Annotated in this window: 22 protein-coding genes, 1 tRNA gene and 1 pseudogene; 13 read left to right on the top strand and 11 right to left on the bottom strand. The window is 61.1% G+C overall.

The features are described from left to right. Positions 1 to 5 precede the first annotated feature (5 nt). From NLY36_RS08725 to NLY36_RS08740, 4 genes and pseudogenes are all read left to right on the top strand, one after another. Positions 6 to 1,202 carry a CaiB/BaiF CoA transferase family protein gene (locus tag NLY36_RS08725; RefSeq protein WP_023695846.1) on the top strand — a complete coding sequence of 399 codons (1,197 nt, stop codon included), beginning with the start codon at positions 6 to 8 and terminating at the stop codon, positions 1,200 to 1,202. A gap of 5 nt (positions 1,203 to 1,207) precedes the next feature. After that, entirely contained in the window at positions 1,208 to 1,978 is a 771-nt protein-coding gene (locus NLY36_RS08730; RefSeq protein WP_023695847.1) for a HugZ family pyridoxamine 5'-phosphate oxidase, read from the top strand. A gap of 153 nt (positions 1,979 to 2,131) precedes the next feature. Then, positions 2,132 to 2,470, top strand: a complete 339-nt coding sequence (locus NLY36_RS08735; protein WP_023669951.1) for an ArsR/SmtB family transcription factor — start codon at positions 2,132 to 2,134, stop codon at positions 2,468 to 2,470. A gap of 71 nt (positions 2,471 to 2,541) precedes the next feature. Continuing rightward, positions 2,542 to 3,327, top strand: a pseudogene (locus tag NLY36_RS08740) (TrmH family RNA methyltransferase); the annotation flags it as partial. 46 nt (positions 3,328 to 3,373) lie between these two features. On the opposite strand, the gene NLY36_RS08745 reads toward NLY36_RS08740, so the two are convergent. Then, positions 3,374 to 4,534, bottom strand: coding sequence for a coiled-coil domain-containing protein (locus NLY36_RS08745; protein WP_023695849.1), 1,161 nt, complete (start codon positions 4,532 to 4,534; stop codon positions 3,374 to 3,376). A 155-nt stretch (positions 4,535 to 4,689) separates the two neighbouring features. Further along, the gene (locus tag NLY36_RS08750) at positions 4,690 to 5,226 is read right to left on the bottom strand and encodes a DUF1134 domain-containing protein (RefSeq protein WP_245259859.1); all 537 of its coding nucleotides are present in this window, start codon (positions 5,224 to 5,226) and stop codon (positions 4,690 to 4,692) included. Between the two features lie 391 nt (positions 5,227 to 5,617). Between NLY36_RS08750 and chpT the strand changes: the two genes are divergently transcribed. Together chpT and NLY36_RS08760 are read left to right on the top strand one after the other, a co-directional pair. Continuing rightward, positions 5,618 to 6,247, top strand: coding sequence for a histidine phosphotransferase ChpT (gene chpT, locus NLY36_RS08755; RefSeq protein ID WP_023669947.1), 630 nt, complete (start codon positions 5,618 to 5,620; stop codon positions 6,245 to 6,247). Between the two features lie 241 nt (positions 6,248 to 6,488). Next, complete coding sequence (locus NLY36_RS08760; protein WP_023669946.1) at positions 6,489 to 6,857, top strand: response regulator transcription factor; 369 nt, start codon at positions 6,489 to 6,491, stop codon at positions 6,855 to 6,857. Positions 6,858 to 6,939: 82 nt separating this feature from the next. Here NLY36_RS08760 and ctrA read toward each other — a convergent pair whose 3' ends face one another. Next, positions 6,940 to 7,635, bottom strand: a complete 696-nt coding sequence (gene ctrA, locus NLY36_RS08765) for a response regulator transcription factor CtrA (protein WP_006203583.1) — start codon at positions 7,633 to 7,635, stop codon at positions 6,940 to 6,942. A gap of 449 nt (positions 7,636 to 8,084) precedes the next feature. Here ctrA and NLY36_RS08770 point away from each other — a divergent pair, with 449 nt between their 5' ends. Next, positions 8,085 to 8,462 carry a flagellar export protein FliJ gene (locus NLY36_RS08770; protein WP_023669945.1) on the top strand — a complete coding sequence of 126 codons (378 nt, stop codon included), beginning with the start codon at positions 8,085 to 8,087 and terminating at the stop codon, positions 8,460 to 8,462. Positions 8,463 to 8,569: 107 nt separating this feature from the next. Here NLY36_RS08770 and NLY36_RS08775 read toward each other — a convergent pair whose 3' ends face one another. After that, on the bottom strand, positions 8,570 to 8,971 hold the full coding sequence (locus tag NLY36_RS08775; RefSeq protein ID WP_023669944.1) for a winged helix-turn-helix transcriptional regulator: 402 nt from the start codon (positions 8,969 to 8,971) through the stop codon (positions 8,570 to 8,572). Positions 8,972 to 9,062: 91 nt separating this feature from the next. Between NLY36_RS08775 and NLY36_RS08780 the strand changes: the two genes are divergently transcribed. Beyond that, a complete protein-coding gene (locus tag NLY36_RS08780; protein ID WP_023695850.1) occupies positions 9,063 to 9,992 on the top strand; it encodes an NADP-dependent oxidoreductase in 930 nt (309 codons plus the stop codon). Between the two features lie 67 nt (positions 9,993 to 10,059). On the opposite strand, the gene sciP is transcribed toward NLY36_RS08780, so the two are convergent. Then, positions 10,060 to 10,335 carry a CtrA inhibitor SciP gene (gene sciP / locus NLY36_RS08785; protein ID WP_013529904.1) on the bottom strand — a complete coding sequence of 92 codons (276 nt, stop codon included), beginning with the start codon at positions 10,333 to 10,335 and terminating at the stop codon, positions 10,060 to 10,062. A gap of 255 nt (positions 10,336 to 10,590) precedes the next feature. On the opposite strand from sciP, the gene mnmA reads away from it, so the two are divergent. Further along, positions 10,591 to 11,781 (top strand): tRNA 2-thiouridine(34) synthase MnmA, encoded by a 1,191-nt coding sequence (mnmA, locus tag NLY36_RS08790; protein WP_023669942.1) that lies wholly within the window; start codon positions 10,591 to 10,593, stop codon positions 11,779 to 11,781. 64 nt (positions 11,782 to 11,845) lie between these two features. On the opposite strand, the gene NLY36_RS08795 is transcribed toward mnmA, so the two are convergent. Beyond that, entirely contained in the window at positions 11,846 to 12,805 is a 960-nt protein-coding gene (locus tag NLY36_RS08795; RefSeq protein ID WP_023695851.1) for a Gfo/Idh/MocA family protein, read from the bottom strand. Positions 12,806 to 13,041: 236 nt separating this feature from the next. Here NLY36_RS08795 and NLY36_RS08800 point away from each other — a divergent pair. Beyond that, positions 13,042 to 13,118 (top strand) — tRNA-Met (locus tag NLY36_RS08800). Between the two features lie 305 nt (positions 13,119 to 13,423). On the opposite strand, the gene NLY36_RS08805 is transcribed toward NLY36_RS08800, so the two are convergent. The 3 genes from NLY36_RS08805 to NLY36_RS08815 all read right to left on the bottom strand — a co-directional run bounded on the left by NLY36_RS08805 (position 13,424) and on the right by NLY36_RS08815 (position 17,777). Beyond that, the gene (locus NLY36_RS08805; protein WP_023696861.1) at positions 13,424 to 14,578 is read right to left on the bottom strand and encodes a GNAT family N-acetyltransferase; all 1,155 of its coding nucleotides are present in this window, start codon (positions 14,576 to 14,578) and stop codon (positions 13,424 to 13,426) included. Continuing rightward, positions 14,575 to 15,567, bottom strand: coding sequence for a sterol desaturase family protein (locus NLY36_RS08810; RefSeq protein ID WP_023686296.1), 993 nt, complete (start codon positions 15,565 to 15,567; stop codon positions 14,575 to 14,577). Before NLY36_RS08810 ends, NLY36_RS08805 begins: the two co-directional genes overlap by 4 nt. 203 nt (positions 15,568 to 15,770) lie before the next feature. After that, positions 15,771 to 17,777, bottom strand: a complete 2,007-nt coding sequence (locus tag NLY36_RS08815; RefSeq protein WP_023671805.1) for a heparinase II/III family protein — start codon at positions 17,775 to 17,777, stop codon at positions 15,771 to 15,773. Positions 17,778 to 17,832: 55 nt separating this feature from the next. Here NLY36_RS08815 and NLY36_RS08820 point away from each other — a divergent pair, with 55 nt between their 5' ends. Further along, positions 17,833 to 19,035 (top strand): glycoside hydrolase family 5 protein, encoded by a 1,203-nt coding sequence (locus tag NLY36_RS08820; protein WP_023734992.1) that lies wholly within the window; start codon positions 17,833 to 17,835, stop codon positions 19,033 to 19,035. A 222-nt stretch (positions 19,036 to 19,257) separates the two neighbouring features. Further along, positions 19,258 to 21,147, top strand: a complete 1,890-nt coding sequence (gene asnB / locus NLY36_RS08825; protein ID WP_023703936.1) for an asparagine synthase (glutamine-hydrolyzing) — start codon at positions 19,258 to 19,260, stop codon at positions 21,145 to 21,147. 18 nt (positions 21,148 to 21,165) lie between these two features. On the opposite strand, the gene NLY36_RS08830 is transcribed toward asnB, so the two are convergent. Then, positions 21,166 to 22,284, bottom strand: coding sequence for a glycosyltransferase family 4 protein (locus tag NLY36_RS08830; RefSeq protein WP_023671802.1), 1,119 nt, complete (start codon positions 22,282 to 22,284; stop codon positions 21,166 to 21,168). 168 nt (positions 22,285 to 22,452) lie between these two features. On the opposite strand from NLY36_RS08830, the gene NLY36_RS08835 reads away from it, so the two are divergent. Further along, the gene (locus NLY36_RS08835; RefSeq protein ID WP_023734993.1) at positions 22,453 to 23,892 is read left to right on the top strand and encodes a lipopolysaccharide biosynthesis protein; all 1,440 of its coding nucleotides are present in this window, start codon (positions 22,453 to 22,455) and stop codon (positions 23,890 to 23,892) included. A 40-nt stretch (positions 23,893 to 23,932) separates the two neighbouring features. Here NLY36_RS08835 and NLY36_RS08840 read toward each other — a convergent pair whose 3' ends face one another. Beyond that, complete coding sequence (locus tag NLY36_RS08840) at positions 23,933 to 24,646, bottom strand: WecB/TagA/CpsF family glycosyltransferase (protein WP_245260174.1); 714 nt, start codon at positions 24,644 to 24,646, stop codon at positions 23,933 to 23,935. Positions 24,647 to 24,683 lie beyond the last annotated feature (37 nt).

Here is a 24,683-nt window from a genome sequence, read left to right on the forward strand (position 1 = left end):
CGGCCATGGCGGCCGGCGCAGTGAAGACCGGTCCGCTGGCCGGCCTGAAAGTCATCGAGATGGCTGGGCTCGGCCCGGTGCCTCTGGCCGGGCTGATGCTGTCGGAGATGGGCGCCGAGGTGCTGCGCATCGAGCGCACCGGTTCGGACCAACCCCTGCTGCCCCTCTCCGATGCGTACAATCTCGACCGTCACGGCCGCTCCATCCTGCGCGTCGACCTCAAGCAGGCCAAAGGAACGGAACTGCTGCTGCGCCTTGCCGAAAAGGCCGATCTGTTTGTCGAAGGCTTTCGCCCCGGTGTGATGGAGCGGCTTGGTCTCGGCCCGGATGCTGCATTGGCGCGCAATCCGGCGCTGATTTACGGCCGCATGACCGGCTTCGGCCAGGACGGGCCGCTCGCAGGTCGTGCCGGCCACGACATCACCTACCTCGCCTATTCGGGTGTGTTGCATGCCATCGGCCGGGAGGAAGGTCGGCCGGTGCCGCCGCTGAATCTGATCGCCGACAATGGCGGCGGCGCCATGATGCTGATCGCCGGGGTGCTTGCAGCGCTGTTCGAGCGCTCGCGCTCCGGCAAAGGCCAGGTGATCGACGCGGCGATGGTCGAGGGCGCTTCGATGCTGGCGGCCCCCATACACGCCTTCATGTCGGCAGGTCTGTGGAGCGACCGGCGCGGCGCCAACCTGCTCGATTCTGGTGCGCCCTTCTACGACACCTATGAGACGGCGGACGCACGCCACGTTGCGGTCGGCTGCCTTGAGCCGCGCTTCTTCGCCGCATTCGCAAGGCTGCTGCCGCTCGGCGAGGATTTTGTCCGCGGCCAATACGACAAGGCGTTGTGGCCGGACATGCGCGCGGCCATTGCCGACCGGTTCCGGCAGAAGACACGCGACGACTGGGACGCGCTGTTTGCCGCAAGCGATGCCTGCGTGGCGCCGGTTCTGTCGCTGGCCGAAGCCAGGGATCATCCGCACAACCGGGCGCGTCACGCATTTGTGAAGGCCGGTGCGCTCGAGCGCCCCGCGCCCGCGCCACGCTTCTCGGCCTCGCAGCCGGCGCTTGCCGGCATGTCTGAAGATGACGATCAGCTGCCCCAGACCGTGCTGGCGCGCTTCGGCTTTTCGACAGCCGAGATCAAAGCGCTTGTCAAAGCCGGCATGATTGGCCAACAACTGGATTTAGAAAATCAACCTATCTGGTGAGCATTTTGGACCAGTCGAAGAAGGACGTCATTCGCGCGACGGACGCCGAGGCGATCAGGCTGGCCGCAACGCTGATCCGCAGCGCCCGTTTCGGCGCCCTCGCGGTGATCGAGCCGTCGACCGGCGCACCGCTGGCCTCCAGGGTCGGAGTCGCCACCGACATCGATGGCACGCCTCTGATCCTTGTCTCGGCGCTGTCAGCCCATACCGGCGCCATCCTTGCCGAGCCGCGCTGCTCGCTGCTTGTCGGCGAACCCGGCAAGGGCGATCCGCTGGCGCATCCCAGGATAACGCTGGTCTGCCGGGCGCAGCCGCTGGAACGCGGGTCGAGCGCGCATGCCCGCGCCGAGCGGCGCTATCTCAACCGCCATCCCAAGGCAAAGCTCTATGCCGAGCTCGGCGATTTCTCGATCTTTCGGCTCGAGCCGGAGCGCGCCAGCCTGAATGGCGGCTTCGGCAAGGCCTACCTGCTCGACCGTGCCGATCTCATCACCGAGGGGCCGATCGTCGACGAGCTGGCCGCCAGCGAACAATCCGCTCTCGACCACATGAATGCCGACCATCTCGACGCCATCGCCGTCTATGCCCATCATTTCGCCAGGGTTGAAGGTGATGGTTGGACCATGACCGGCTTCGATGCCGATGGCATGGACCTGGCATCGGGCGACACCGTTTGCAGGGTCTATTTTCCGCAGCCGTTGAAGACCGCGCGCGACCTGCGGCCGGTTCTGGTCGACATGGCCAAAGCCGGTCGTGCGCCAGCTACGCAAGGATAATCGTCATGAATCAAAAGCACGTCTTGAGATTTGGGCGAAATGATCTACGATTCAGACGACGCTGAATCAGCAGCGTGATCCATAGCTGAATTATAGCAGCCAACGCTATTTGCCCCCATAGCGTTTGGATGAGCAGGAAAACATGGGGCATCGATGGTCTCGACCAAACTAATCGCCAATGCCGAATCGGCGGCGACATTTCTGACCCTTATGGGCAACGAAAAGCGGCTCTTGATCATGAGCTATCTGGCCGACGGTGAAATGTCGGTCGGCGCCATCGCCGAAAAGGTGATGCTCAGCCAGTCCGCTTTGTCGCAACATCTGGCCAAGCTCAGGGCGCTCGATCTTGTCGAGACCCGCCGCGACCGGCAGATGATCTACTATTCCTGCAAGTCCGAAGCCGTGCGCGAACTGTTGCGCATGCTGGACGGCATTTTCGGGATAGGCGACTTGTCCCAAATGGCAACGCGTCTGCGCCGCGCCGGGACTTGACCTGCAGGGCTTGACTGGCGGCTCCGATCGCTCCTTACCTCGCTGACGATTTTTCGCCGGCCGAGGTATTGATGGATCCGATCCAGATCGACGACGCGCGCGATCCGCGGGTCGCCGCCTATCTCGACATCCGCGAGCGCGATCTCACCGGCCGCCATGGCCGGTTCGTTGCCGAAGGCAAGGTGGTGCTGGACGTCCTGCTGTCAGCCGGACGCTTTGCTGCGGAGTCGGTCCTGGTCCTCGAAAACCGGCTGGCCGGGCTCGACGACATCCTGCGCAAGGCCCCTGCCGACCTGCCGGTCTACGTTGCGGCAAGCGCCGTCATGGACAGGATCGCCGGCTTCCACATGCATCGCGGTATATTGGCGATCGGCAGCAAGGGCACGCCACAGCCCGCCGAGGCCTTGCTCGACACCTTGCCTGCCGAAGCGTTGATCGTCGTTCTCATCGGCATCGCCAACCATGACAATATCGGATCGATCTTCCGCAATGCCGCCGCCTTCGGCGCCGATGCCGTCTTCGTCGACGCCACCTGTTGCGACCCACTGTATCGCAAGGCGATCCGCGTCTCCGTCGGCGCCGCGTTGAAGGTGCCCTTTGCGTCCTTCGGCGACACTGAAGCTTTCATCGCGAAGCTCGGCGAGTTGGGCTTCGGCCAGGTCGCTTTGTCGCCGCGTGGTGAGGCTGACATTCGCGATGCCGCGCGACCGAAACGACTGGCGCTCTATCTCGGCACCGAAGGCGAGGGCCTCCCGGAGAGCCTGCTTGCCCGCCTGCGGACGGTGCGGATCGCGATGTCGGAAGGGTTCGACAGCCTGAATGTTGCTGCCGCGTCAACCATTGCGCTGCACCATTTTCGCCCTGATAGGCGTAGTCAGGCAATTTCAAGCCGAGGCTTGAAACTCAGCTCGGCAAATCTGCCTTCTGCAACGCCCGGACGCGATCGGCCAGGCTGGTGGTTCCTGACCGCGTTTCCTGCGGCGCCGCCAGCGCCTTGGCGATCGGTGAATCCGGTCCTTCGAGCTTGGCCGTCAAATGGACGACCTCAGCCGCCAGATTGTTCATCTGTTCGCGCAAGGCAGAACCGGCATCATTGCCATTGCCGGGGCCATTCCCGGGCTTCGCGGATCCAGAACCGCCAAGCTCCGCCTTCATCCGCTTGTTTTCGCGGGCCAGCGTCGTCAGCCTGGCTTCGAGCCGCTCTCGGTCGCCTTCGAGCTTGGCGAGCGTCTTGTCCATGTCCTCGTTCCTGGCGCGGGCACTGTCTTGCACACCAACCAGGCCAGCAGCCGCGGCGGCTCCCGTAGCCTCGCCCTTCACCCGCTCGCGAAGCCGGGCCAGTTCCTTTTCGCGGCGATCGAGCTTGTCCTCGCGATCGGCGAGCGTGGCGAGCAGGCGCTCGAGCTTTCTGTCGAGCTCGGCGGTTCTTTTCTTTTCGGCCTTCAAGGCATCGCGCGTGGCCTTGCCTTCGGCGACGACTTCCTGATGGCGCTTGTCGGCCTCCTTGCGCTGGCCGCGCAGCACTGAAATGTCGTTGGCGAGTTTTTCCAGCTCGGATTCGCGCGCCACCAGTTCGATCTGACGATTGCTGGAGGAGAAGGACGCGTCGTCGTACATATGCTCGAGCTTTTCCAGCTCGAGCGCGCGCTTTTCCATCATGCGCTCTGTTTGTGCAAGCCTGTCAGACAGCTGTTGTATCTGCTGCTCGCGATGCAGGAGCAATTCGTTTTTTTCCCCGAGCTCCGAAAGCGCCTGCTTCTTGTCCTTGCGCTCGACCGCCAGGCCCTTCAGCGCCTCGCGCCCGCGATTGATTTCGACGAGTTGCTCATTCGCCTGCTCACGCAGCGTCTTGATGCTGATTTCGAGCCGGCGCGTCGTCATGGCGAACTCGGCCCGCAAGCTGTCCTTGTCGGCCTGGATCTCGGCCAGCGTTCGCGGCACCGACGCCTCGACACGCTTGCGTGTCAGCGCGACCGCCCGCCGCCAGATGGCCGGCGCGACCAGCAGCGCCAGAAAGCCTGCGCACAGAAAGCCGAGGGCGAAGAACAGGATCGACTGAACCAAGGTGACTACCCGTTACGGGCGGGCCGCTATCCGGCAACCGCCAAGTCTGGACTTTGCCATGTTCGCATGACGCAAATCCAGCGCTGCGGCAAGGGTTTGCCGCAGCTGCAGCGGGTCAGAATCTGTTGATCGGGTCGAAGTGTGGTCGGAATCGCTCAGAAAGGATTCCAGGTCGGCCTCTGCGTCAGCTTCAGATAGCCGAGATTGACGCCAAGCCGCGCGCCGACGCCGGTGCGGATCGGCACCAGCAGCACCCTGTTGTTCTGCAGCACGTTGAAGCCGACGCCGGCCACGACATAGGCCGAACCGGCAACGCCGCCGAACCGATTGTAGAGATTGCTGACGTCGTCGAGGTTATAGACGAGCATCATCACTCGCGATCCCTCGCCGCCGAAATCCCAACCGAGCGAAGGCCCTTGCCAGAACACCTTATGGTCGCCGGCATTCTTGGTGTAGAGCGTACCTTCGCCATAGGTCAGGCCCCCGATCAGCGCGCCGGATCCCTCTTCGCCGAGCAGATAGCCATTGGGCAGGCCGTAGGAGGCAAAAATCTTCTCGACGACGGTTGCGAGACCGCCCGACGTCGCACCGAAGAACTTGTGACCGGAATCGACGATCTCCTGAGCGGTGTATTCCTGTGCCCGCGACGCAGAGGTTGAGAAAGCGAGAGCGCCCATGAGGGCAATCGCCATGAAGAAGACGCGGACAAACGTCCGGTCGTAGAATCGGGAAACCATGCTTCCAATCTCCGTCAGGGAGCACTTTCGCCGACGCCTCGCACCCCGTCCGGCTCTTTAGGCGGCCGTTAAGGATGACTGTTACGGGCAAACTATGCCGTAATCCTTTTTCAACCATTAACCTCCCACATGAACATGGCGGTTCGAAGGCTGTTTCTGACTGTCTGCACGGGCTCCCATCCTGTGCAAAGATGCCGTTTTTCTCACAAGAATTGTGGATTGTTGCTGCACGCTCGGGCGCTGTGTATTCAGAATGCCTGGGGGGAGAGAGCGTGATTCGGGTGGTGAGCGTGGCTGTCGGCCGCGCGGCCACCAGGATGTGAATTTTAGCAGGGATTTTTCGCCGATGGCTGAGCTTTTCTCTCTCTCCGCACCCGATCTCGCAGCCTTGTTGTGCAGCCGAGTCTGCCACGACATCATTTCGCCGGTCGGCGCCATCAACAACGGCCTTGAACTCCTGGACGAGGGCGGCGCCGACGAAGACGCTATGAAACTGATCCGGCAGAGCGCCAGAAACGCTTCGGCCCGCCTGCAATTCGCCCGCATCGCCTTCGGTGCCGCCGGTTCGGCGGGCATGATGATCGACACCGGCGATGCCGAGTCCGTCGCCATCGCCTTCCTGAAGAACGAGAAGCCGGAATTGATCTGGAACGGGGTTCGCGCCCTGCTGCCCAAGAACAAGGTCAAGCTGCTGCTCAATTTGCTGCTCGTCGCCAATGCCGCCATCCCGCGCGGTGGCAGATTGGTGGTCACGCTGGAAAACCTCGACACCGAGCCGCGCTTTGCGCTTGCCGCAAGCGGCCCGATGCTGCGCGTGCCGCCGAAATTCCTCGAGCTCCATTCCGGCAACAAGCCCGAGGAGCCTATCGACGCCCATACCGTCCAGCCCTACTACACGCTGCTGCTGGCGCGTGAGGCCAACATGACGATCTCGATTCACGCGACCGCCGAAGAGATCGTGCTGTCCGCGGCTTGAGCGAAGCCGTTCGGCAGGACGCCGAGCAAAGAACAATCAAGTATCTTTTCCCGCTGATATTTGCGGCAATTCAGAACAGGCAAGTTTCATTGCCGGCAACGCCCCTGCAGAATGGGGCTGCAAACGACATGTTTGTAAAAACTTTACCTAACGGCTTTTCTGCTTCTTTACCAGATCGGCCTAGTGTGCATCCCGATACCCGGATGCCGCCGGTTCGCCCCATGGCAAAGAGGACCCGGAAATGAAGCGCTGCATGTTTGTCGACGATTCGAGCGTCATCAGAAAGGTTGCAAAACGGATTCTTGGCGGCTCCGACATGGTGGTGATCGAAGCGGCAACTGGACTTGATGCTGTCGAGATGTGCGCTGCCGAGATGCCTGATGTGATTGTCGTCGACGGCGCCCTGCCGGACATGCAAGCGGTCGACGTCATTCGCCAGGTTCGCGCCATGGAGAGCACGATCAAACCGCAGATTCTGATCTCGCTGGTCGAGGTCGATGTTGCCTCGATCATGAAGGCAAAGCGCGCCGGCGCCCAGGGTTATCTGTTGAAGCCGTTCAACCGGCCGCAACTGCTCGAACGCTTTCGTACCTTGAAGGTTGCCGCCTGACTCGGCACGTCCTCGGCCAAGAAGGACAGCAAAAAACCCGGCCTGAGCCGGGTTTTCTCATTAATTCAATCGGAGTGTTCGCTCAGGCGCTGACGCGGATGTCTTCCGGCTCGCGCAGCACATAGCCGCGACCCCAGACCGTCTCGATGTAGTTCTGGCCACCGGATGCTGCGTCGAGCTTCTTGCGCAGCTTGCAAATGAAGACGTCGATGATCTTCAGTTCCGGTTCGTCCATGCCGCCATAAAGGTGGTTGAGGAACATTTCCTTGGTCAGCGTGGTGCCCTTGCGCAGCGAGAGCAACTCCAGCATCTGGTATTCCTTGCCGGTCAGATGCACGCGTTGACCGCCGACTTCGACGGTCTTGGCGTCGAGATTGACCACCAGGTCGCCGGTGGTGATGACCGACTGGGCATGGCCCTTGGAACGGCGCACGATGGCATGAATGCGGGCGACCAGCTCGTCCTTGTGGAACGGCTTGGTCATATAGTCGTCGGCGCCGAAGCCCAGGCCGCGCACCTTGTCCTCTATACCGGCCATGCCGGACAGGATCAGGATCGGCGTCTTCACCTTGGACAGGCGAAGTGTCCGCAAGACTTCGTAGCCGGACATATCGGGAAGGTTGAGGTCGAGAAGAATGATATCGTAATCATAAAGTTTACCGAGATCGACACCTTCTTCGCCGAGGTCGGTCGTGTAAACATTAAAACTTTCAGATTTGAGCATCAGCTCGATGCTCTGAGCGGTTGCACTGTCGTCTTCTATCAGCAGAACGCGCATTTCATTCCCCTTTTCTGCCGCCGGACCATGTCACGACCCATCCGGGACCGGAGCAGTGATTGCCTGAACAGAGGCTGCCATCGAATGGTTAACAAAACCTAATTCCGCACCAAGGACGGTACCAGATTTTTTAACCCCTTTCTACACCCTCTTGAATCTAATGATGAATCACAGAACCAAATCGCTAATGCAACACATTAATAAGTCGGACTAAGTGACTCAAGGGACTCGCTGGCCGGCTTCCGTATCGGGAGCCGGAATTTTTACCCGGCCTTAAGTCCTCGCCCTTATGATTAACAATGCGCGTAAACGAATGGTTACCGCCGGCAAAAAACTTTAGGGATTTGTTTCCCATAGTTCGGGGAATGCCGGTGGATACGGGCGGCGCCAGGCCCTGGCGGACGGATTGGACGATATGTGCAGGTGTGCGTTTCCGGGAGTACCGAATCATGAAGTCACGTGAAAACCTCGTTCGGCTGAAGCAATTTCAGGTGAATGAGAAGCGGCGGCAGCTGCTGCAGCTCGACATGATGATCGCCGAGTTCGAGCGCATGGCCGTTGAACTGGAGCTTCAGATCACCGCCGAGGAGAAGAAGGCCGGCATCACCGACATCAATCATTTTGCCTATCCGACCTTCGCCAAGGCGGCGCGTCTGCGCCGTGATAACCTCAGAAACTCTCAAAGCGACCTCGCCCAGCAGCGAAGCGCTGCCGAATCATTACTCGGCGAAGCTGAAGCGGAGCTTTCCAAGGCCGAGATGCTGGAATCGCGCGACACCAAGATCCGCGACGCGGAACTCGGCGGTCGCAGCGCCATGATCGGCTGACGGCAGGGTTTTAACCCGACCGGCGCCGCCTGGCGCCGCGCTTTGCTTTGCGGTAGCGCGCCAAAAGGCTCCGGCGCTGCTGACCTGGCCGCAAGGCGGCCGCAGCTTCAGGCCCGTGTCAAATCCCCGTCCTGATTCGCCGCCGCCCTCGCCCGCGCTTGCTTGATGTCAGGCACATGCTCTTCCGACCAGGAGCGTATCTGGGTGAGCAGCCCCGCCAGGTTCTGGCCAAGTTCGGTCAATTCATATTCGACCCGCGGCGGGATCACCGGAAAGATTTCGCGCCGCACAAGCCCGTCGCGCTCGAGGACGCGCAGCGTCTGCGTCAGCATTTTAGGCGTGATGCCTTCGAGCTTACGCGCCAGTTCGCCGTTGCGCATCCGGCCACGGCGCAGCGCACAAACCGTCAGATAGACCCATTTGCTGGCCAGCATCTCGAGCACGGCGTGCGAAGGACACGTCCGCTGGAAGGCGTCATAGCCGGAGCCGCAATCATTATCACTATCCATGAGGTGCCTATATATGGAAAAGGTACATACTGGACAAGGGAATATTACTATCCAAATGATAGTGGCACAGAAACCCCAGCAGGAGCCTCCCATGCGTGCCGTTGTCCAGAATTCAGTCGGCGGACCCGACGTCCTCGTCATCGCCGATCGCCCCGCGCCCTCGCCCAAGTCAGGCGAAGTGCTCGTGCGCGTGCATGCCGCCGGCATCAATCCGGTCGATGGCTCGGTGCGCGCCGGTTACTATCCTATGCTGGGCGAACCGCCCTTCACTTTGGGCTGGGATATTTCAGGCACGGTCGAGGCGGTGGGCCCAGGCGTCGATGGCGGCCTCAAGGTCGGTGACGCCGTGTTCGGCATGCCGCATTTTCCCAAGCAGGCCGCAGCCTATGCGGAACTCGCTGTCACCCCGGCTGATGAAATCGCACCGAAGCCGCAAGGCATCGATCACTTTCATGCAGGCGCGCTGCCGCTGGCCGGCCTGACCGCCTGGCAAGGCCTTGTCCGCCATGGCGGCCTGAAGCGCGGCCAGCGCGTGCTGATCCATGCCGCGGCCGGCGGCGTCGGGCATCTGGCGGTGCAGATAGCCAAGGCGCGCGGCGCTTATGTCATCGCCACCGCCAGCCCGAAGAAACTCGATTTCGTCCGCTCGCTCGGCGCCGATGAAGTGATCGACTACACCAAGGGAGATTTCACCGCCGAGGTCAGCGACGTCGACCTGGTGCTGGAGCCGGTGGGCGGCGACCATGCCGACCAATCGCTGACAGTCCTGAAGGACGGTGGGGTCCTGGTGTCGCTGCTCAATGTCCACGACACCACCCGAGCCAAGGCTGCTGCGCGTGGGATCCGCGTCGAGCGCATGTCCGTCGTGCCCGACCGTGAAGGCCTCGTCGAACTTGGCAAACTGGTCGATGCGGGAAAGCTTGCGGTCCATGTGGCAAAGAGCTTTCCGCTCGAACAGGCGGGCGCCGCGCACGCTTTTCTCGCCACCAGGCCGATCGGCAAGGTGGTGCTGACGGTCTGAAGCAGCAGGCATTACCGACAGGCAAAAGGGCGCGGTTACCGCGCCCTTTTCTATTGTGGTCCTGGCTCTAGTGCCGGTATTGCTGGATGCGCGTCGTGCGCAGCCCGGCAAGGCCGTATTCGTCGATCGACGCTTGCCAGGACAGGAATTCCTCGGTGGTCAGCTTGTAGCGCTGGCATGCCTCGTCGAGGCTCAAAAGCCCGCCGCGGACCGCAGCAACCACTTCCGCCTTGCGCCGGATAACCCAGCGACGTGTATTCGTCGGCGGAAGATCGGCAATCGTAAGAGGGCTGCCGTCAGGCCCAATAACATATTTGACTCGCGGTCTAACAAGATCGGTCATCGTACTCTCTACTAAAAACTCAAAGACCCAATCCCCACCACATTACCGCCACAGCTTTAAAAATTGCCTAAGCGAACCCTAATGAGTAGGTAAGGATCATGAACGCCGCGTTAGTCTTTTCGTCGGCATTTGAGGCAACGGCGGGCAGACGCGCAATTTTCCCGCAAAATCGGCACCGCCGCAAAGCTGGCGCCGCTGGTGTGGTTGACCTATATTCGCGCCACTGCCATTGAAGCGCCGCAGAACGAAAGAACCATGAACAGCCTCGACCTTCCCGCCAGCCCGCAAAACACCCGCATCGTCGTCGCCATGTCGGGCGGTGTGGATTCGTCTGTCGTTGCAGGCCTTTTGAAGCGCGAAGGCTATGATGTCGTCGGCGTGACGCTGCAGCTCTACGACCATGGCGCGGCAACGCACCGGGCCGGGTCGTGCTGCGCCGGCCAGGACATTGACGATGCCCGCCGCGTTTCCGAGACACTGGGCATTCCGCATTACGTGCTCGACTATGAGGAGCGCTTCCGTAAGGCGGTCATCGACCCGTTTGCCGAAAGCTACGTCGCCGGCGAAACGCCCATTCCGTGCGTCTCTTGCAATCAGACGGTGAAGTTCGCCGACCTTTTGGCCACCGCCAAGGACCTTGGCGCCGATGCGCTCGCCACCGGCCACTATATCCGCTCCGGGGCCAATGGCGCCCACCGCGCGCTATTCCGGCCCGTCGATGCCGACCGCGACCAGAGCTATTTCCTGTTTGCCACCACGCAGGCGCAGATCGACTATCTGCGCTTTCCGCTGGGTGGGCTGTCCAAGCCTGCGGTGCGGGCCATCGCCGAAGAAATGCGGCTGACCGTTGCCGCCAAGCAGGACAGTCAGGACATCTGCTTCGTGCCCCAGGGCAAATATTCCGACATCATCGCCAAGCTGAAGCCAGCTGCCGCCAACCCAGGCGACATCGTCCATATCGACGGCCGCGTGCTCGGTCGCCATGACGGCATCCTGCGCTATACGATCGGCCAGCGCCGCGGCATCGGCATCGCCTCGGGCGAGCCGCTTTACGTCGTCCATCTCGACGCCGACCGGGCCCGTGTCATCGTCGGCCCGCGCGAGGCGCTGGAGACCCACAAGATCTATCTGCGCAACATGAACTGGCTGGGCGATCGCGCGCTGTCCGACATTCCGGCCGCCGGCATGGAGCTGTTCGCCAAGGTCCGCTCGACGCGGCCGCCGCGCCCGGCCGTGCTGCATCACCGCGCCGGCAGCACCTTTGTCGAACTGGTCGACGGCGAGTCCGGCATCGCGCCCGGACAGGCCTGCGTGCTCTATTCCGACGACGGCAACGAAGCCCGCGTCTTCGGCGGCGGCTTCATCGAGCGCTCCGAGCGCGGCGCCGAGGCCGAAGCCATGCTCAGCCGGCTCGCAGCCAGGCCGGCGCAGATTCCCGCAGAGTAAACACTACCCTCTCGGAGACAGTTTTAGTTTCGATCTGCCTTAAAAGCAGAGTTTCGAAACGGTCTCAGGACTTTGTGTGCGTGACTGTACCCGCCGTCAGGATGCGCAGCACCCTGATGGCTTCCTCGCCGCTGGTGCGCGGCTCGGCCCGCGTCTCGATACACTGGATAAAGTGCTTGAGCTCGCGCGTCAGCGGCATCCCCTGGCCGACCGCGACATAGGACGGCTCGTTGGTGGTGAAGGCCCACTGGCCGCTGTCCTGCCACACCGCGTGGCGGTAGACGGCCAGCTTGCGCTCCCAGGGCTCGACATCGTCGAACACCGCCATTGCCTTGGTGCCGACCACGGTCAGCCGCCGCTCGCGATAGGGATTGAGCCGCGAGGTGAAGAGATGGCTGCGCAGCCCGTTGGGAAAACGCATGTGCAGATGCGCGAAATCGCTGAGATTGTCGAGGAGTGCCGCCCCCTCGCCCCTGACCTCGATCGGCTCGGTGCCGGTGATGGCCAGGATCATCGACAGATCGTGCGGCGCCAGATCCCACAGTGCGTCGTTCTCGGTGTGGAATTTGCCGAGGCCGAGCCGGTGCGAGTGGATGTAGCGGACCTCGCCGAGCTCGCCATTGTCGATCAGCGCCTTCAGCGTCTCGAAGGCGGGATGGAAGCGCAAGACATGGCCGACCATGAACACGCGGCCATTGTCCCTGGCCGCCTGCACGGCGCGCTCGGCGTCGGGCACGGTCAACGCAATCGGCTTTTCCACCAGCACGTCCTTGCCGGCCTCAGCGGCGCGCACGGCAAGATCGGCATGGAACTGCGGCGGCAGCGCCATGACGATGGCGTCGATATCATCACGCACGAACAGCTGGTCGGGCTCGATCGCCAGGCAGTCCTGCTCGCTGGCAAAGCCTTCGGCCCGCGCCCGATTGGCATCGGAAACCGCATGCAGCGCGCCGAGCGCCTTGAGGGTGCGGATGTGGTTGCTGCCCCAGTATCCGCAACCGAGGACTGCAATGCGCGGCTTCATCAGCTTCAAACTCTAATTTCTTGGCCGAGACATAGCGGCGTGCCCCGTCGAACTCAACCCCGGTGGCTTACCGGAGATGCCAGCCCGGCAAAGCTTTTACCGGCGACAATATGCCGGCGCCCCTCGCGCATCGATGCTTGACAGGCTCGCCCTCCCAACCTTATATCCGCGCGACCTTGGCGAACGCCTCGAAATGCCTTTCGATTTAAGGCGGATTTCGGGCCTTTCGCCGCCCTGGCGGGGTAGCTCAGTTGGTTAGAGCACGGGAATCATAATCCTGGGGTCGGGGGTTCAAGTCCCTCTCCCGCTACCAGCCTACCTAAGCTACTGAAATCATAGTAAAAACGCCGACCTATGGTAGCGCCCTGTCCGAAAAAATCTTCAATGATTCTCAGGACCTAGCCTGCTACCGTTGTGACGCCAACGAACGTGTTGCAACGCTTCGCAGACGACAAACTGCGCCTCGAGAGACGTGATTTGCGGGAATTGAAGTCTGCACCTGCGGACCCATTCGGTCCCAATTCCGAGGCGCAATCGACGCGGATTTTCGAATGGCGCGCCCATGTCGCACGCCAGCCCTCAACGCTCGGCGGCTTATGCCCAAGTTATCCAGCTAAATTAAGCAGTCTCATCGGGCGGGCGCTCTGGATTCGCCGACGCCAATCCGCGTGAGCGTACGCGGATCGTCTGACAGATACGATCAGCGAGAGAAGCGAGCGCGCCCTGCACAGTGCGTGCCCCAAGAACGGATTGGAGGGTAACGGCCTGTGTTGCAAACCTATGTTTGAAGGCCTCTCCGCCACAGAGGAAATCGACCAATCCCAAGCCGTGATCAAACGACCACTGTATATACTCCGTAATCAGGACCGCACCCGGCGACGCTCGGCTAAAGTCAGGGTCGTAGGTGGTAACGAATGCCATCATGACGTTGTGCTGGACGATGTTGATGGAAACCGCGACCATCGCACCATTGCATTCAAGTACGAAAATGCGCAGCACACCGGCGCGTGACAGCGCGTCCACCAGGGCGGCAAGAACCGGCTCGCCCTCTTCGAAAAGGTCGGATTCACGCGTGTGCTTTTCCAGCCATCTGCGCTTCAGCGCCGACAGTCGCTCCAGCAATGGCTGCAGCGGCTCGTCGGCCGACAGGAGGCGGAATTTCACTTCGCCTGTTTCTTCCAGTATCTTGATGCCGCGCCGATAGTTCTGGCGCATCTTTTTCGGCTGGTCCGCCAGCCATGCTGCTCCGCTGGCCCACTGTCCAGCGACGCGATAACTGACTTCCTCCCGGTGATTGGCGCGAAGCTTGACGCCGCTGGAAGAGCCCGGTGTAAAAATCCTGCGGGCTGCCGCATCCGGCGACAGACGATTGATAAAAGCAAGATCGAAGCCACCCGCCGAACAGATCCGGTTCCAGAGGTTCTGGAGGGCCGATAGGGAGCATTCCGGCGCGACAAGAATATCACCATAGTCCGTATAGCTATTGGCGGCCCATTCGAGGAGCCGAAGTCCTTTTCGTCTGCCGATCGCCAGGGGAATGACAGCGACCAGCCTGTCATCGCTCCATACCAGGCCGATCCGCAGCGAGCGCCGGTCGCGGTCACGCACGGTGCTCCACCATGCCGAAACCCAGGCATGGCTCTGAAAGATCAGTGCATGGGTACGATGCCATAGGTCTACCCATTCGGCTTCGATGGCGGCCAGGCGATCCGTCGAACTGACGATTTCCAGTCGCTCCGCACCAACAGCGTCAATCGAAGCCATTTTGTTCATGGTTGGAGACGGTCCTGCGGCTGCGCGACATCGATGCGCTTTTGAAAAAGTCGCATGATATGGTTTGCCATTTTCTTGAGCGGCAGCACGTAAAGTCCGAAAAGCGACTGATAGTCGCGTACGTCGCGATCTATCAGTCCAAACTTGAGGTCTTCGTCCGGATCCGGGATGAACTGCGTTCCGAATATGCGATCCCAGAATGAAAAAAGCAGCCCGAAATTCTTGTCGTAGTGGCGAGGGTCGACACTGTGATGCACCTGGTGCCAGTGCGGACACAAGATGACGCCGTTCAACCGGCCGAAGGAAATCTTCAGATGCGTGTGGCGAACAAAGTCCATCATGAGAATGTTGCGAATGACATAGACGTTGATGCCAAATATGGCGATCTCGACCGGATCAAGCGCAATCAGGCTCCACAAGCCGAAACTGATCCCCGGTATGACGCCGTCCCAGATCCGGTTCATCAGATCGTCCAGGGGGTGAACCCGGTCCTTGGTGATCCCAACCATCACTTCGGCCGAATGATGCACCTTGTGCAATTCCCACAGGAACGGGAAACGGTGCTGGGCAACGTGATATAGGTAGTAGGAGATATCGTAAGCAACGAGCATGGTTGCGGTGAAGAGGATGATCGTCACTGGGCCGGCGGGGCCGGGTATCAGCGGTTGCGAGATGCTGAAGAGCCAGCCGACTGCCTGGTTTGTTGCATATCCCGTGGCGGCAACGAAGGTGACACCGGCGGGAATGAGCAGGAAGGGCATCACCAGCCTTTTCGTGATCCAGAACAATGCGTCCGCTCGCGCCGATGGGTGCATGATGACTTCCGCGGGAAAGGCGAAGTCGAAAAAGTCCCGGAAGGATTTCTGTTCGACCGTTCGCCAGTAGGCGACCACCGCGCTCCCCAGCGCCGTGAGCAACAGGAGACCGAGTGTCAGCAGATCGATGTGTGAGAGTTTTTCCACGATCACTCTGGCGAATTCCGAAAACATCGATGCAGTGGCTCCTAGGTGGTGAAATGGTGATCCGGCTCGTCGCGAAGCACATATTGCCAGGCCTATCATATGCTGCCCGCAACTGTGTATCGGGATGCGACTGGCAGAACAATCATGGCCAAATTAGCAGATCAACGGTGTCAAAACCGCTAAATATCTGAACGTAATTAATGTCGAACGCTGCGCCTGCAACCTGCCCGTTATCGGGTCTGCGGCGGACTTGGCGCGAGCCGGATGACTACTCCCTTTTCGCCTACTTGGCCACGCCATGCGAGGCGTTCGGCTGGCTGCCTTGCACCAAAACGCGGCGAAACCCAGCCGCCCTGGCCCGGTGTGTCGCCGCCGGAACGGATGTGGATCGCTGCGTCTGGAAAGTGGATAGTCATCAAAGGTTCAGCGCCGCGCAATATCGTGACAATGTTTCCATCCCTGTTGGCGTGGAGGTCGGCGGCGAGTTGGAAGACGATCTCAGCGACGCGGCTGCCGCCGAGCAGTTGGTCGGTCACGAGGATGCCGTCGCCATCGCGTGTCACGGCGCGTTGATGCACAACGCCGAAGCGGCCTTTGTACCCGTCATGTCGGGCACACAGCCTCCAGTGCGGCCCCGGCTCGCTCTCCACCAATGTCGCAACCGCCTTGTGCGACCAGTTGAACGCCCCGGAGATGATGCTTTGGCTTTTACCCTCTAGGTTCAGCGTGTTGTGCGCCGGCGTCGAGCGGAACCAGTCGCGCCAGCCTCCCCCCGAACCATAGAGCCATGTGCCGGGGTCGACCAGCACCGGATCGCCGTCAATGCACAGGGTGAGCGACAGCGCGTCGGCATGACCGTGCGCCGCTATCGAAAGGTAGCCCAGCGGGCCGTGGTCGTATGTCAGATGGACGTTGCGACCATTCATCTCGCCGCGCCAGACGGAGAGCCCGCCTTGCGTGAATGTATGCAATCCATTCGGCACCGGCGCCGGCCGCGGTGGCGCGCCGAAGAAAAGCGCACGAAAATCGCCAGGCTCCGGTGCGCTGCCCGGCATCCGTAGAAAACCACGGATGGCGGCCGCGACCGATCCGACATAATCGGTTTCGCCCCCCAGCGTGATCACGCGGCCTTCATCATTGTCGCCGAAGCCGCTGGTTTTCGGCGGGAGCCAGCCTGCGAAATTGGCGAAAGCGGCCAAACGCGCTTCGACGGGCTGGGGAAAAGGCAGTCCGGCCTGGCGCGCCGCCGCAGCGCACAGCAGGAAAAGTTCGGCACTGAAGGCGGCGTAGGTCGGGGTCTGCTCGGCCCCGGCGCCATCGGCCAGGATCTGTTTGAGCACCTCAGCCAGGAGCGACTCGCGAGCCACCTCGGCCCCGAAAGCCAGACCGATCAAATATTCGCCAGCCAATTCCGCGACGAGATGGTTGTTGGCGGACGAAAAACGGGAGGGAAACCGCGGCAGCCAATAGGCGCTTGCCGCCAGTATTTCACCGACTTTTTCTCGCGTCGCCGCGCCAAGCCGGTCGCCGACGAGGTCGAGCGTGACAATCAGGCTGATGGCTCGTAGCGCGACCTCGATGCCCGAGGCCCAGCCAACGCCCCGAAATGGTGGGTTGGCGAAATGCCAGCTCTCGATCGCCGCCTCGATGGCCGCACGGGATTGATCATCGCCGGTGAGAAGCAGATGGGCAGCCAGTGGCGGCAGTTGCTGCAGCCGGTTGATTTCCCAGACATATTTTACATCGCCACGGCCGGTGGCATGGCGAAAATCGATATCGAAAGTATGGGTCTTGGGGCCTGGCCAAAGCCGGCCGGTCACCGGATCAAGGCGCCAGAGCTCGGGTGGAAAGAGAGTATAGGGGTCTCGCTGTGGCCAGGTCTGCCCAAGTGCTGAAAACTGGCCCCGAAGAGTGTTTTGCGCAGCCGCCTCGATAGCTTGCCGCTGGGCTGGTGTCGCAGCGGCCGGCACAGCATTCCGCAATCCGTGCAGCACCGGGTGCAACTGCGGCGACGCATAGCGCTGCCAGCCGTTGTCGCGGCGGCGCGAAACGGTCCTCCGGCGCTGCTCGTCCAACCGATGCAATATCTCGGCCAACTCCATGCTGCGCAATCGGTTGAAATACCACCCGACCCTCATCCGCGCTCCGCCAAGATTTTGATCCTCATACACCATCCCGTCGAAAAAGCGTGTGGCGGCATCCTCTTTTCCGTTCCCGCGGTTAATATCTTCGGCCATGACGCGGAGTTTTGCGATGAGAAAAGTTGTCTACGTCATAGCGTGCGCGCTTGGCATGGCTTTGTCAGCCGAGGCGGCGCCGATCCCGCTTGAGCGCGGCGTTGGCGTCCATGAATGGCTCAACTGGTCGCCGGTGGAGAAAGATGGTTCCTACAAATGGCCGCCCTATCGCAGCGAGAAGGAATGGCTTGCGGGCGGCAGGCCGCTCACCGATTGGCCGGACGGCGACCAGTTTGGTCGCATTCGATCCATGGGCTTCGACTTTGTCCGGCTGAGTGTCGACCCTGGCCCTCTGCTTGCCAGCGAGGGCGCCAAACGACAACAGGCGCTGGACATGCTTGCCGCTGCGGTGCAGCGGGTGGTTTCAAGCGGGCTCAAGGTGGTTTTCGATCTGCATGGCGTCAGCCAGGTTCCGGCCTACAGCATGGAAATGATCCATGGCGGGGCCGACAGCGAGGGTGTTGCCCGCTATCGCAAAATGGTAGTGGCGGTGGCTGCCATGCTGATCAAAATTGGCGCCGACAAGGTCGCCCTCGAGCCCTATAACGAGCCCGCCTACTACCCTTGCGATTCAAGCGGCAGCGATGACTGGCAGCGGATCATGGCAGGCACGGTTCGCGATATTCGCGCCGTCAGCAGCGAACTCACCATCGTCGCGACCGGCGCCTGCGGCGGGAGCATCGCGGGACTGGTCAACCTGGACCCCAACTTCGACGACCCCAACGTCTATTACAGCTTCCACATGTATGATCCGCACAGCTTCACGCACCAGCGGGCCGATGACAAGAACGCTTTCTCCTCCGGCCTTCCCTGGCCTGCCGACGCCAGCACGCCCGAAGTGGTCGCCGAAACCCTCAAGGCGCAGATGGACGCCGCCGGCTTGAGCCAGATCGAAGAGGTGATGAACATGGCCTCGGCGCGTGAAACGATCGCCCGATACTTTGAGCAGAATTGGGGGCAGAGCCAGCTCGAAGCGGGTTTCCGTCAGGCGGTCGACTGGGCTGAAGCCCATGGCATAGCGAGCCGACGCCTGTTCGTGGGCGAATTCGGCGTTATCCTGATGTCTGCGGATGGCCGCATGGGAGCTTTCGATGCTGATCGCCTGCGCTATCTCATCGCAGTGCGCAGAGAGGCGGAACGCTTCGCGATGCCGTGGTCGGCCTGGGAATTCTCCAATCCTTACGGAATGAGTGTTATCCAACCCAAGGGGCCTGCGATCCCGGACCGGGAGATGTTGCGGGCACTGGGCCTGCCATAACTCGTCATCGGGTCAGGATCGGTTCGAGCGGTCTGCCTGGTTGCTGGCGATCAATCGCGTGAAACCCAAGGACTGTCGTCTCCAGTTGCAGCCGAGAGGGCCTGATCGAACCAAATCAGGCTCAGTTTTAAAATCACTCCACCGAGCAGCTATTTAATATATTCGCTGTAGATTGGTGTCCTCGATCATACGCAAACAAGGGAAAGAGGGCCAAGGGAAAGAATGTGCGGAATTGCCGGCTGGATTGGGCGCAGGGTCGAGAAGCCACAAGATCGGGCCGCCGGGATGTCGAATGCCTTGCAGCATCGTGGTCCCGATGCCGAAGGCATCGAACTCCTGGACCTGAACACAGGCGAGGACCAGTTGGCATTGGTGCATCGCCGCCTGGCGATTATTGACTTAAACGCCGATTCAAATCAGCCGATGCAGACCGAGGACGGACGGCTCCGGATTATTTTCAACGGCGAAATATACAACTACATCGAGTTGCGTGAGGAGTTGATCGGTCTCGGCCACCGTTTTCGCACACGCTCCGACACGGAAGTGCTGCTCAGGGCTTATGACCAGTGGCGCCTGGCCATGTTCGACCGATTGAGCGGGATGTTCGCTTTTGCGCTGTGGGACGCTCAACGGCGCGAATTGATCCTCGCTCGCGACCCCTTTGGAAAAAAACCCCTTTACCTCATGCAAGGCAGAAATTTGCTGTCGTTTGCCTCGGAGATCAGCGCGTTGTTGTCTGCGCAGCCAGATGGCCAGCAGCTCGATCTGGATGGAGTGCGCGAGTATCTGACCTGGCGTTACGTGCCTGGACCGCGGACGCTTTTCAAACAGATCCGCAAGCTCAACCCGGGAAGCTACGCTGTGTGGTCGCAAGGGGAAGTAACGGAAACGCGCTACTATGCGCCCCCGGATCAGACCGATCTGACAGCGGATATCGATCCAGGAACCGCCAAGCGGCGATTTCTGGAATTGCTCGACCGTTCTGTCGAGATCAGGATGCGCAGTGATGCGCCGTTTGGCGCCTTTCTGTCCGGGGGCCTCGACTCGTCGGCAATCGTTGCCCTGATGACCAGGCACAGCGACAACCCCATTCGTACGTTTTCGGTCGGTTTCAGCGAACAGGCTTACAGCGAGCTTCCATTCGCCCGGCGCGTCGCCGATCATTTCAAGACCGATCATTGCGAAATCGTCATCCAGGCGGATGACCTGATGAATCATCTGCCCAAGATGGTCCGCCATCGGGGGGCACCTGTTTCACAAAGTACGGACATTCCAATTTACCTGATGTCGGTTCGAGCCTCGCAGGACGTCAAGATGGTGCTTACGGGCGAAGGTGCGGACGAGATACTCGGCGGCTACCCCAAACATCGCGCAGAGTCTCTGGCGGGTGTCTACCGGTCACTTGTTCCAGCGTCGCTTCACAACAATCTCCTCGCCCCTTTGATGCGCGCATTGCCCGGCGCATCGGCCAAGTTCGATACATTTGCCCGAAGCGCGGGTGAACGGGACTTTGCCACCCGGATGATCTCCTGGTTTGGAGCCATGACGGCGCGGGAACGCGATTCGCTCCTCGGTGGGTTGGCCACTTGCGGCCATGACTGCAACGATTTCCCGTTCTCTTCGAGTGTGACGGAATCTCATCTGCGCCGTGTGTTGTTTTTTGATCAGACATCGTGGTTGCCCGACAACCTCTTGGAACGGGGCGACCGAGTGATGATGGCCGGTTCAATCGAGGGGCGAATGCCATTCCTTGATCGCGATCTGGTTTCCTTCGTCAGCCAACTGCCCGATCGTTACAGGCTGGGCTTCCTGCACAGCAAACAGATCCTGCGCGACTGCATGGCCGGCATGGTTCCCGACGAGGTCCTCAACCGCCCAAAGATCGGCTTCAAGGTGCCCGTCGCCGAATGGTTCCGCGGGCCGATGAGCGATTATGTACGGGACCATCTGTGTTCGTCCCATTCGGTCATCCGTAGCTATTTGAGCGCCAAGAAGCTGGACCAGATTGTCAGGGAGCACGCCGAGCGCGCCGCGGACCACGAAAAACTGATATGGGCGCTTTTGAACCTGGAGATATTCCACCGCGAATTCGCGCTTGGCCCGCCGCAGTGACGACAATGAAGGACAGCGTCAGCGCTTGACCGATCGCGCCTCGGACGCGACCGATCTCCAGACATCGCAGATCGCGTCGACAAACGGTGCAAGCTCAAGCCTTTCCCGGTGCACCGCCATGGCGGCGGCGCCAAGCCGCGCGCGCAGCGCCGTATCCTCGACCAGCCGAGTTAACGCCTCGGTCAACGCCGCCACATCGCCGGGCGGCACCAACAGACCGGATTGTTCGTGGGTGATGATGTCCTCGACCGCGCCAACCGGGGTGGCCACGACAGCCAGGCCGGCCGCCATGCCTTCGATCACCGACATTGGCAGATTTTCGGCGAACGAGGGGAGCACCAGAATATCGGCCGAAGCGATCAGTGATGCGACCTCGTCAGGTCCCACCCAGCCCGGAAAAGCAATACGGTCGGCAATCCCTAGAGCGACCGACCTCGCTCGTGCCGGCTCGACCTCACCATCGCCGGCGATCGTGGCACGCCAACCCCTGAGATGTTTCATCCGCTCCAGCGCCTCGCCCAACTGCGGCACGCCCTTTCGCTCGCCGATGCGGCCGAGGAACAGGATGTGCACGTGATCGCCTCCGCCGACATGCGCCAGGGAAGGAACTGCCGTGGCGTTGGGAACGATGACAATATTGCCGCCGTTCGCCGGTGCCCGGCTGGCGACGAAATCGCGCCAAAGCCCCCCCAGGACAATCACCCGGCCGGCATGCTCGAACAGAGCCCTGATACGGCGGCTCATGAAACTATGATCATCTTTCCAGAATGTCTGATACTGCGCCCCATGCAGATGAAGGACATATGGTATCGACAACAGCCTGGCGCAGGCGGCGATCATCATCTTGCGATAGGTGCTGCCGGAGACCGATATATTGATGTGAATGACGTCGGCGCGTCTGTCGAGGCGGGCCGCAAGCATCCGCGCGCAAAAACCAAGCATGTAGAAGATCGAAAGCCCGACATGTCCCGGGCCACGGCTGGAAAGAAAGCGCAGATCGATGTCGGCGATCTCTTGCCGTTCGAACTCCTGCTTCAGCGCCCCCATGATCCGGTCGATGCCGCCTTGTCCCGAAACGCCCGAGGGCGTTGCGACCAGGACATGTATTTTTCTATTGTGGGCGAGACGCTGCAACATGACACCATTTGGATTGCGGATGCCGGGTGACCGTAAAGCAAAGGTTCCAAAAAAGATTTACGACAAATCTTTTGGTTCAAACTGTATCCGTTCACCCTTTGCCGTCATCGTGCTGGAATTCCCGTCGGTCAACGATTAATCGACGGCAAATTTTCCGGGAACAACCCTTTGCTGCTCCGTTCCACACTCATCTATGGCCCAGCTATTCTGCTGACGCGGGTTTCCGCTCTGCTCCTGCTGGTCGTCATGACGCGGCTGATCGACCAGACGGAGTATGGCCTGCTGACCCTGGTGGTCACCGTGGGCGAAATGACGGATGTTGCCGTTACCAACTGGCTGCGCATTGCCTTGTTGCGGCTTGGCGGAAAAGGCGACGTCAGCCGTGGCAGCCTGATGCTTGCCGGACAGGTATTGCTTGTCACCACGGTGCTGGCCCTGATCATATCCGTGATCGCCTCGGCGGTGATCGTGCCGGAGCGCTGGATCGAATTTGCAATCGCCGTCTGCAGCTATCTGATTGCCGGCTCCATCAGCCGGTTCGCGTTGACGGTGCTGCAAATGCAGCAGCGTCATTCCCTCTATTCGATGCTTGAATATCTGCGCGGCCTGCTGCAACTCGCCTTGCCGATCGCCGCCATCCTTATCTTCCAACGCTCGTTTCTGACGGTATCGCTCGGCTCGAGCCTCGCCGTGCTGATTGCCGGCATCGTGGCGTGCGTGGTGGCATCCGGGCGCGTTATTGGCGGCCCGCCGCGCTTCACCCACAAGGAGTTTTTTGCCCTCGGCGTGCCCCTGGTCATCATGGCGCTGGTCGGTTTCGGTCTCAACAGCGCTGAACGCGTCTTCCTCAAGCTCTACTACGATGCCGGCGCGGTGGCCGTCTTCGCAGCCGCCTACGCATTGGCTCGGCAGCCGATCGATATGGTCGCCAACGCAATCAACATGGGCGCATTTCCAGAAGTGGTCAGCCGCTTCGACGAAGAGGGATCCGAGGCGTCCGGGCGGTTGTTGTCGCAACTCATGGCCTTGATGATACGCCTTTGCCTGCCGGTCGCAGCAATGCTTATCGCGCTCAGCGGCGACATCACGCGACTCCTGCTGCCCGCGGAATATCATGGTCGCTTCGGCCTGCTGTTCCCGATCATCGCCTTCAGCGTTCTTTGTGCCAATCTCACAAGCTTCGTTTATGGCGTCGTGGTGCACGCACATAAGCGGCCGTGGTTGCTGATCATCGCCAATTCCTTCGGCTCGGTGGCAACGATTTCACTGTCTTTTCTGTTGATTCCCACCATGGCGGAGGTTGGCGCGGCGTTGGCGTTGGCGGGCGGGTCGCTGGCAGGTCTTGCAGCCTGCATCGTCATCGCCGAGAGGCTCACGCCGGTGCCGGTGCCCTGGCGCGACATCGCTGTCTCAGTCATCATTTCTATCTGCACCGGATTGGCCGCCAGCCTTGCCGGCACTGCGCTGGGCTATATGCCGGCGATCTTTCCGCTCGCGGCGGGCGGCGTCGCCGGCGCTGCGGCTTTCCTGGGACTGACCTGGTTGTTTCACCCCGCGGCCGTGACGCAGTTCATCGGCAAGCTAAGGGCACGGCTCCGGATCGCATAAATCCCGCGCTATGAGGCATGCTTGTCTGAAAGTCGCGAGCCTACGGATTGACGTTTCGGCGTCCCCGGCGAGACCAGAACTCACGCCACAGCAGCAGTGCATAGGCGGTGTTGGTATCGTAGTAGCGGCGCCACAAGCGTCGCGGCTCCTGGGCCACGCGGAACAGCCACTCCAGGCCGGCCGCCTGAACCAGTTTCGGTGCCCGGGCGACCTTTCCACCATAGACGTCGAAGCTGCCGCCCACGCCCATGACGAAACTCGGAGCGAGTACGTCGCGATAGCGCTTGAGAAAGCGCTCCTTGCTCGGCGTCGGCATCGCCACAAACAGGCAGTCGGCACCTGAAGCGTTGATGGCCTCGACGATCGCGGCCTCTTCGTCCGCCTTGAAATACCCATTGCGCCTGCCGGCAATGGCCAGGCTCGGATGATCTCTGGCAAGTCGGCTTTCAACTGCGTCGAGAATGTGCTGTTCAGCGCCCAGAAGGTAGGGGCGATAGCCACGCCTGGCGCACAGCGCAAGCAGGTTGATCATGACGTCGACGCCCGTCACACGCTCCGGCAAGTCGACGCCGCAGAGCCGTGCGCCCCAAAGCACGCCTTTGCCGTCGACATTGACCATATCCGCCCCGACGACATCCTCGCGCAGTTCGGCATTCTTGCGCATGTTCACAAGCTTGGCGACGTTCACGACAACATGATGAAGCGGCCGCCGCGTCGCCATCGCCTCGTCTGCGATGGCCAGCGTCTCGGCCATGGTCAGCGCATGGATGGTCGCACCGAGAAACTCGCGG

Source organism: Mesorhizobium sp. C399B (assembly GCF_030323185.1).
Taxonomy (GTDB): domain Bacteria; phylum Pseudomonadota; class Alphaproteobacteria; order Rhizobiales; family Rhizobiaceae; genus Mesorhizobium.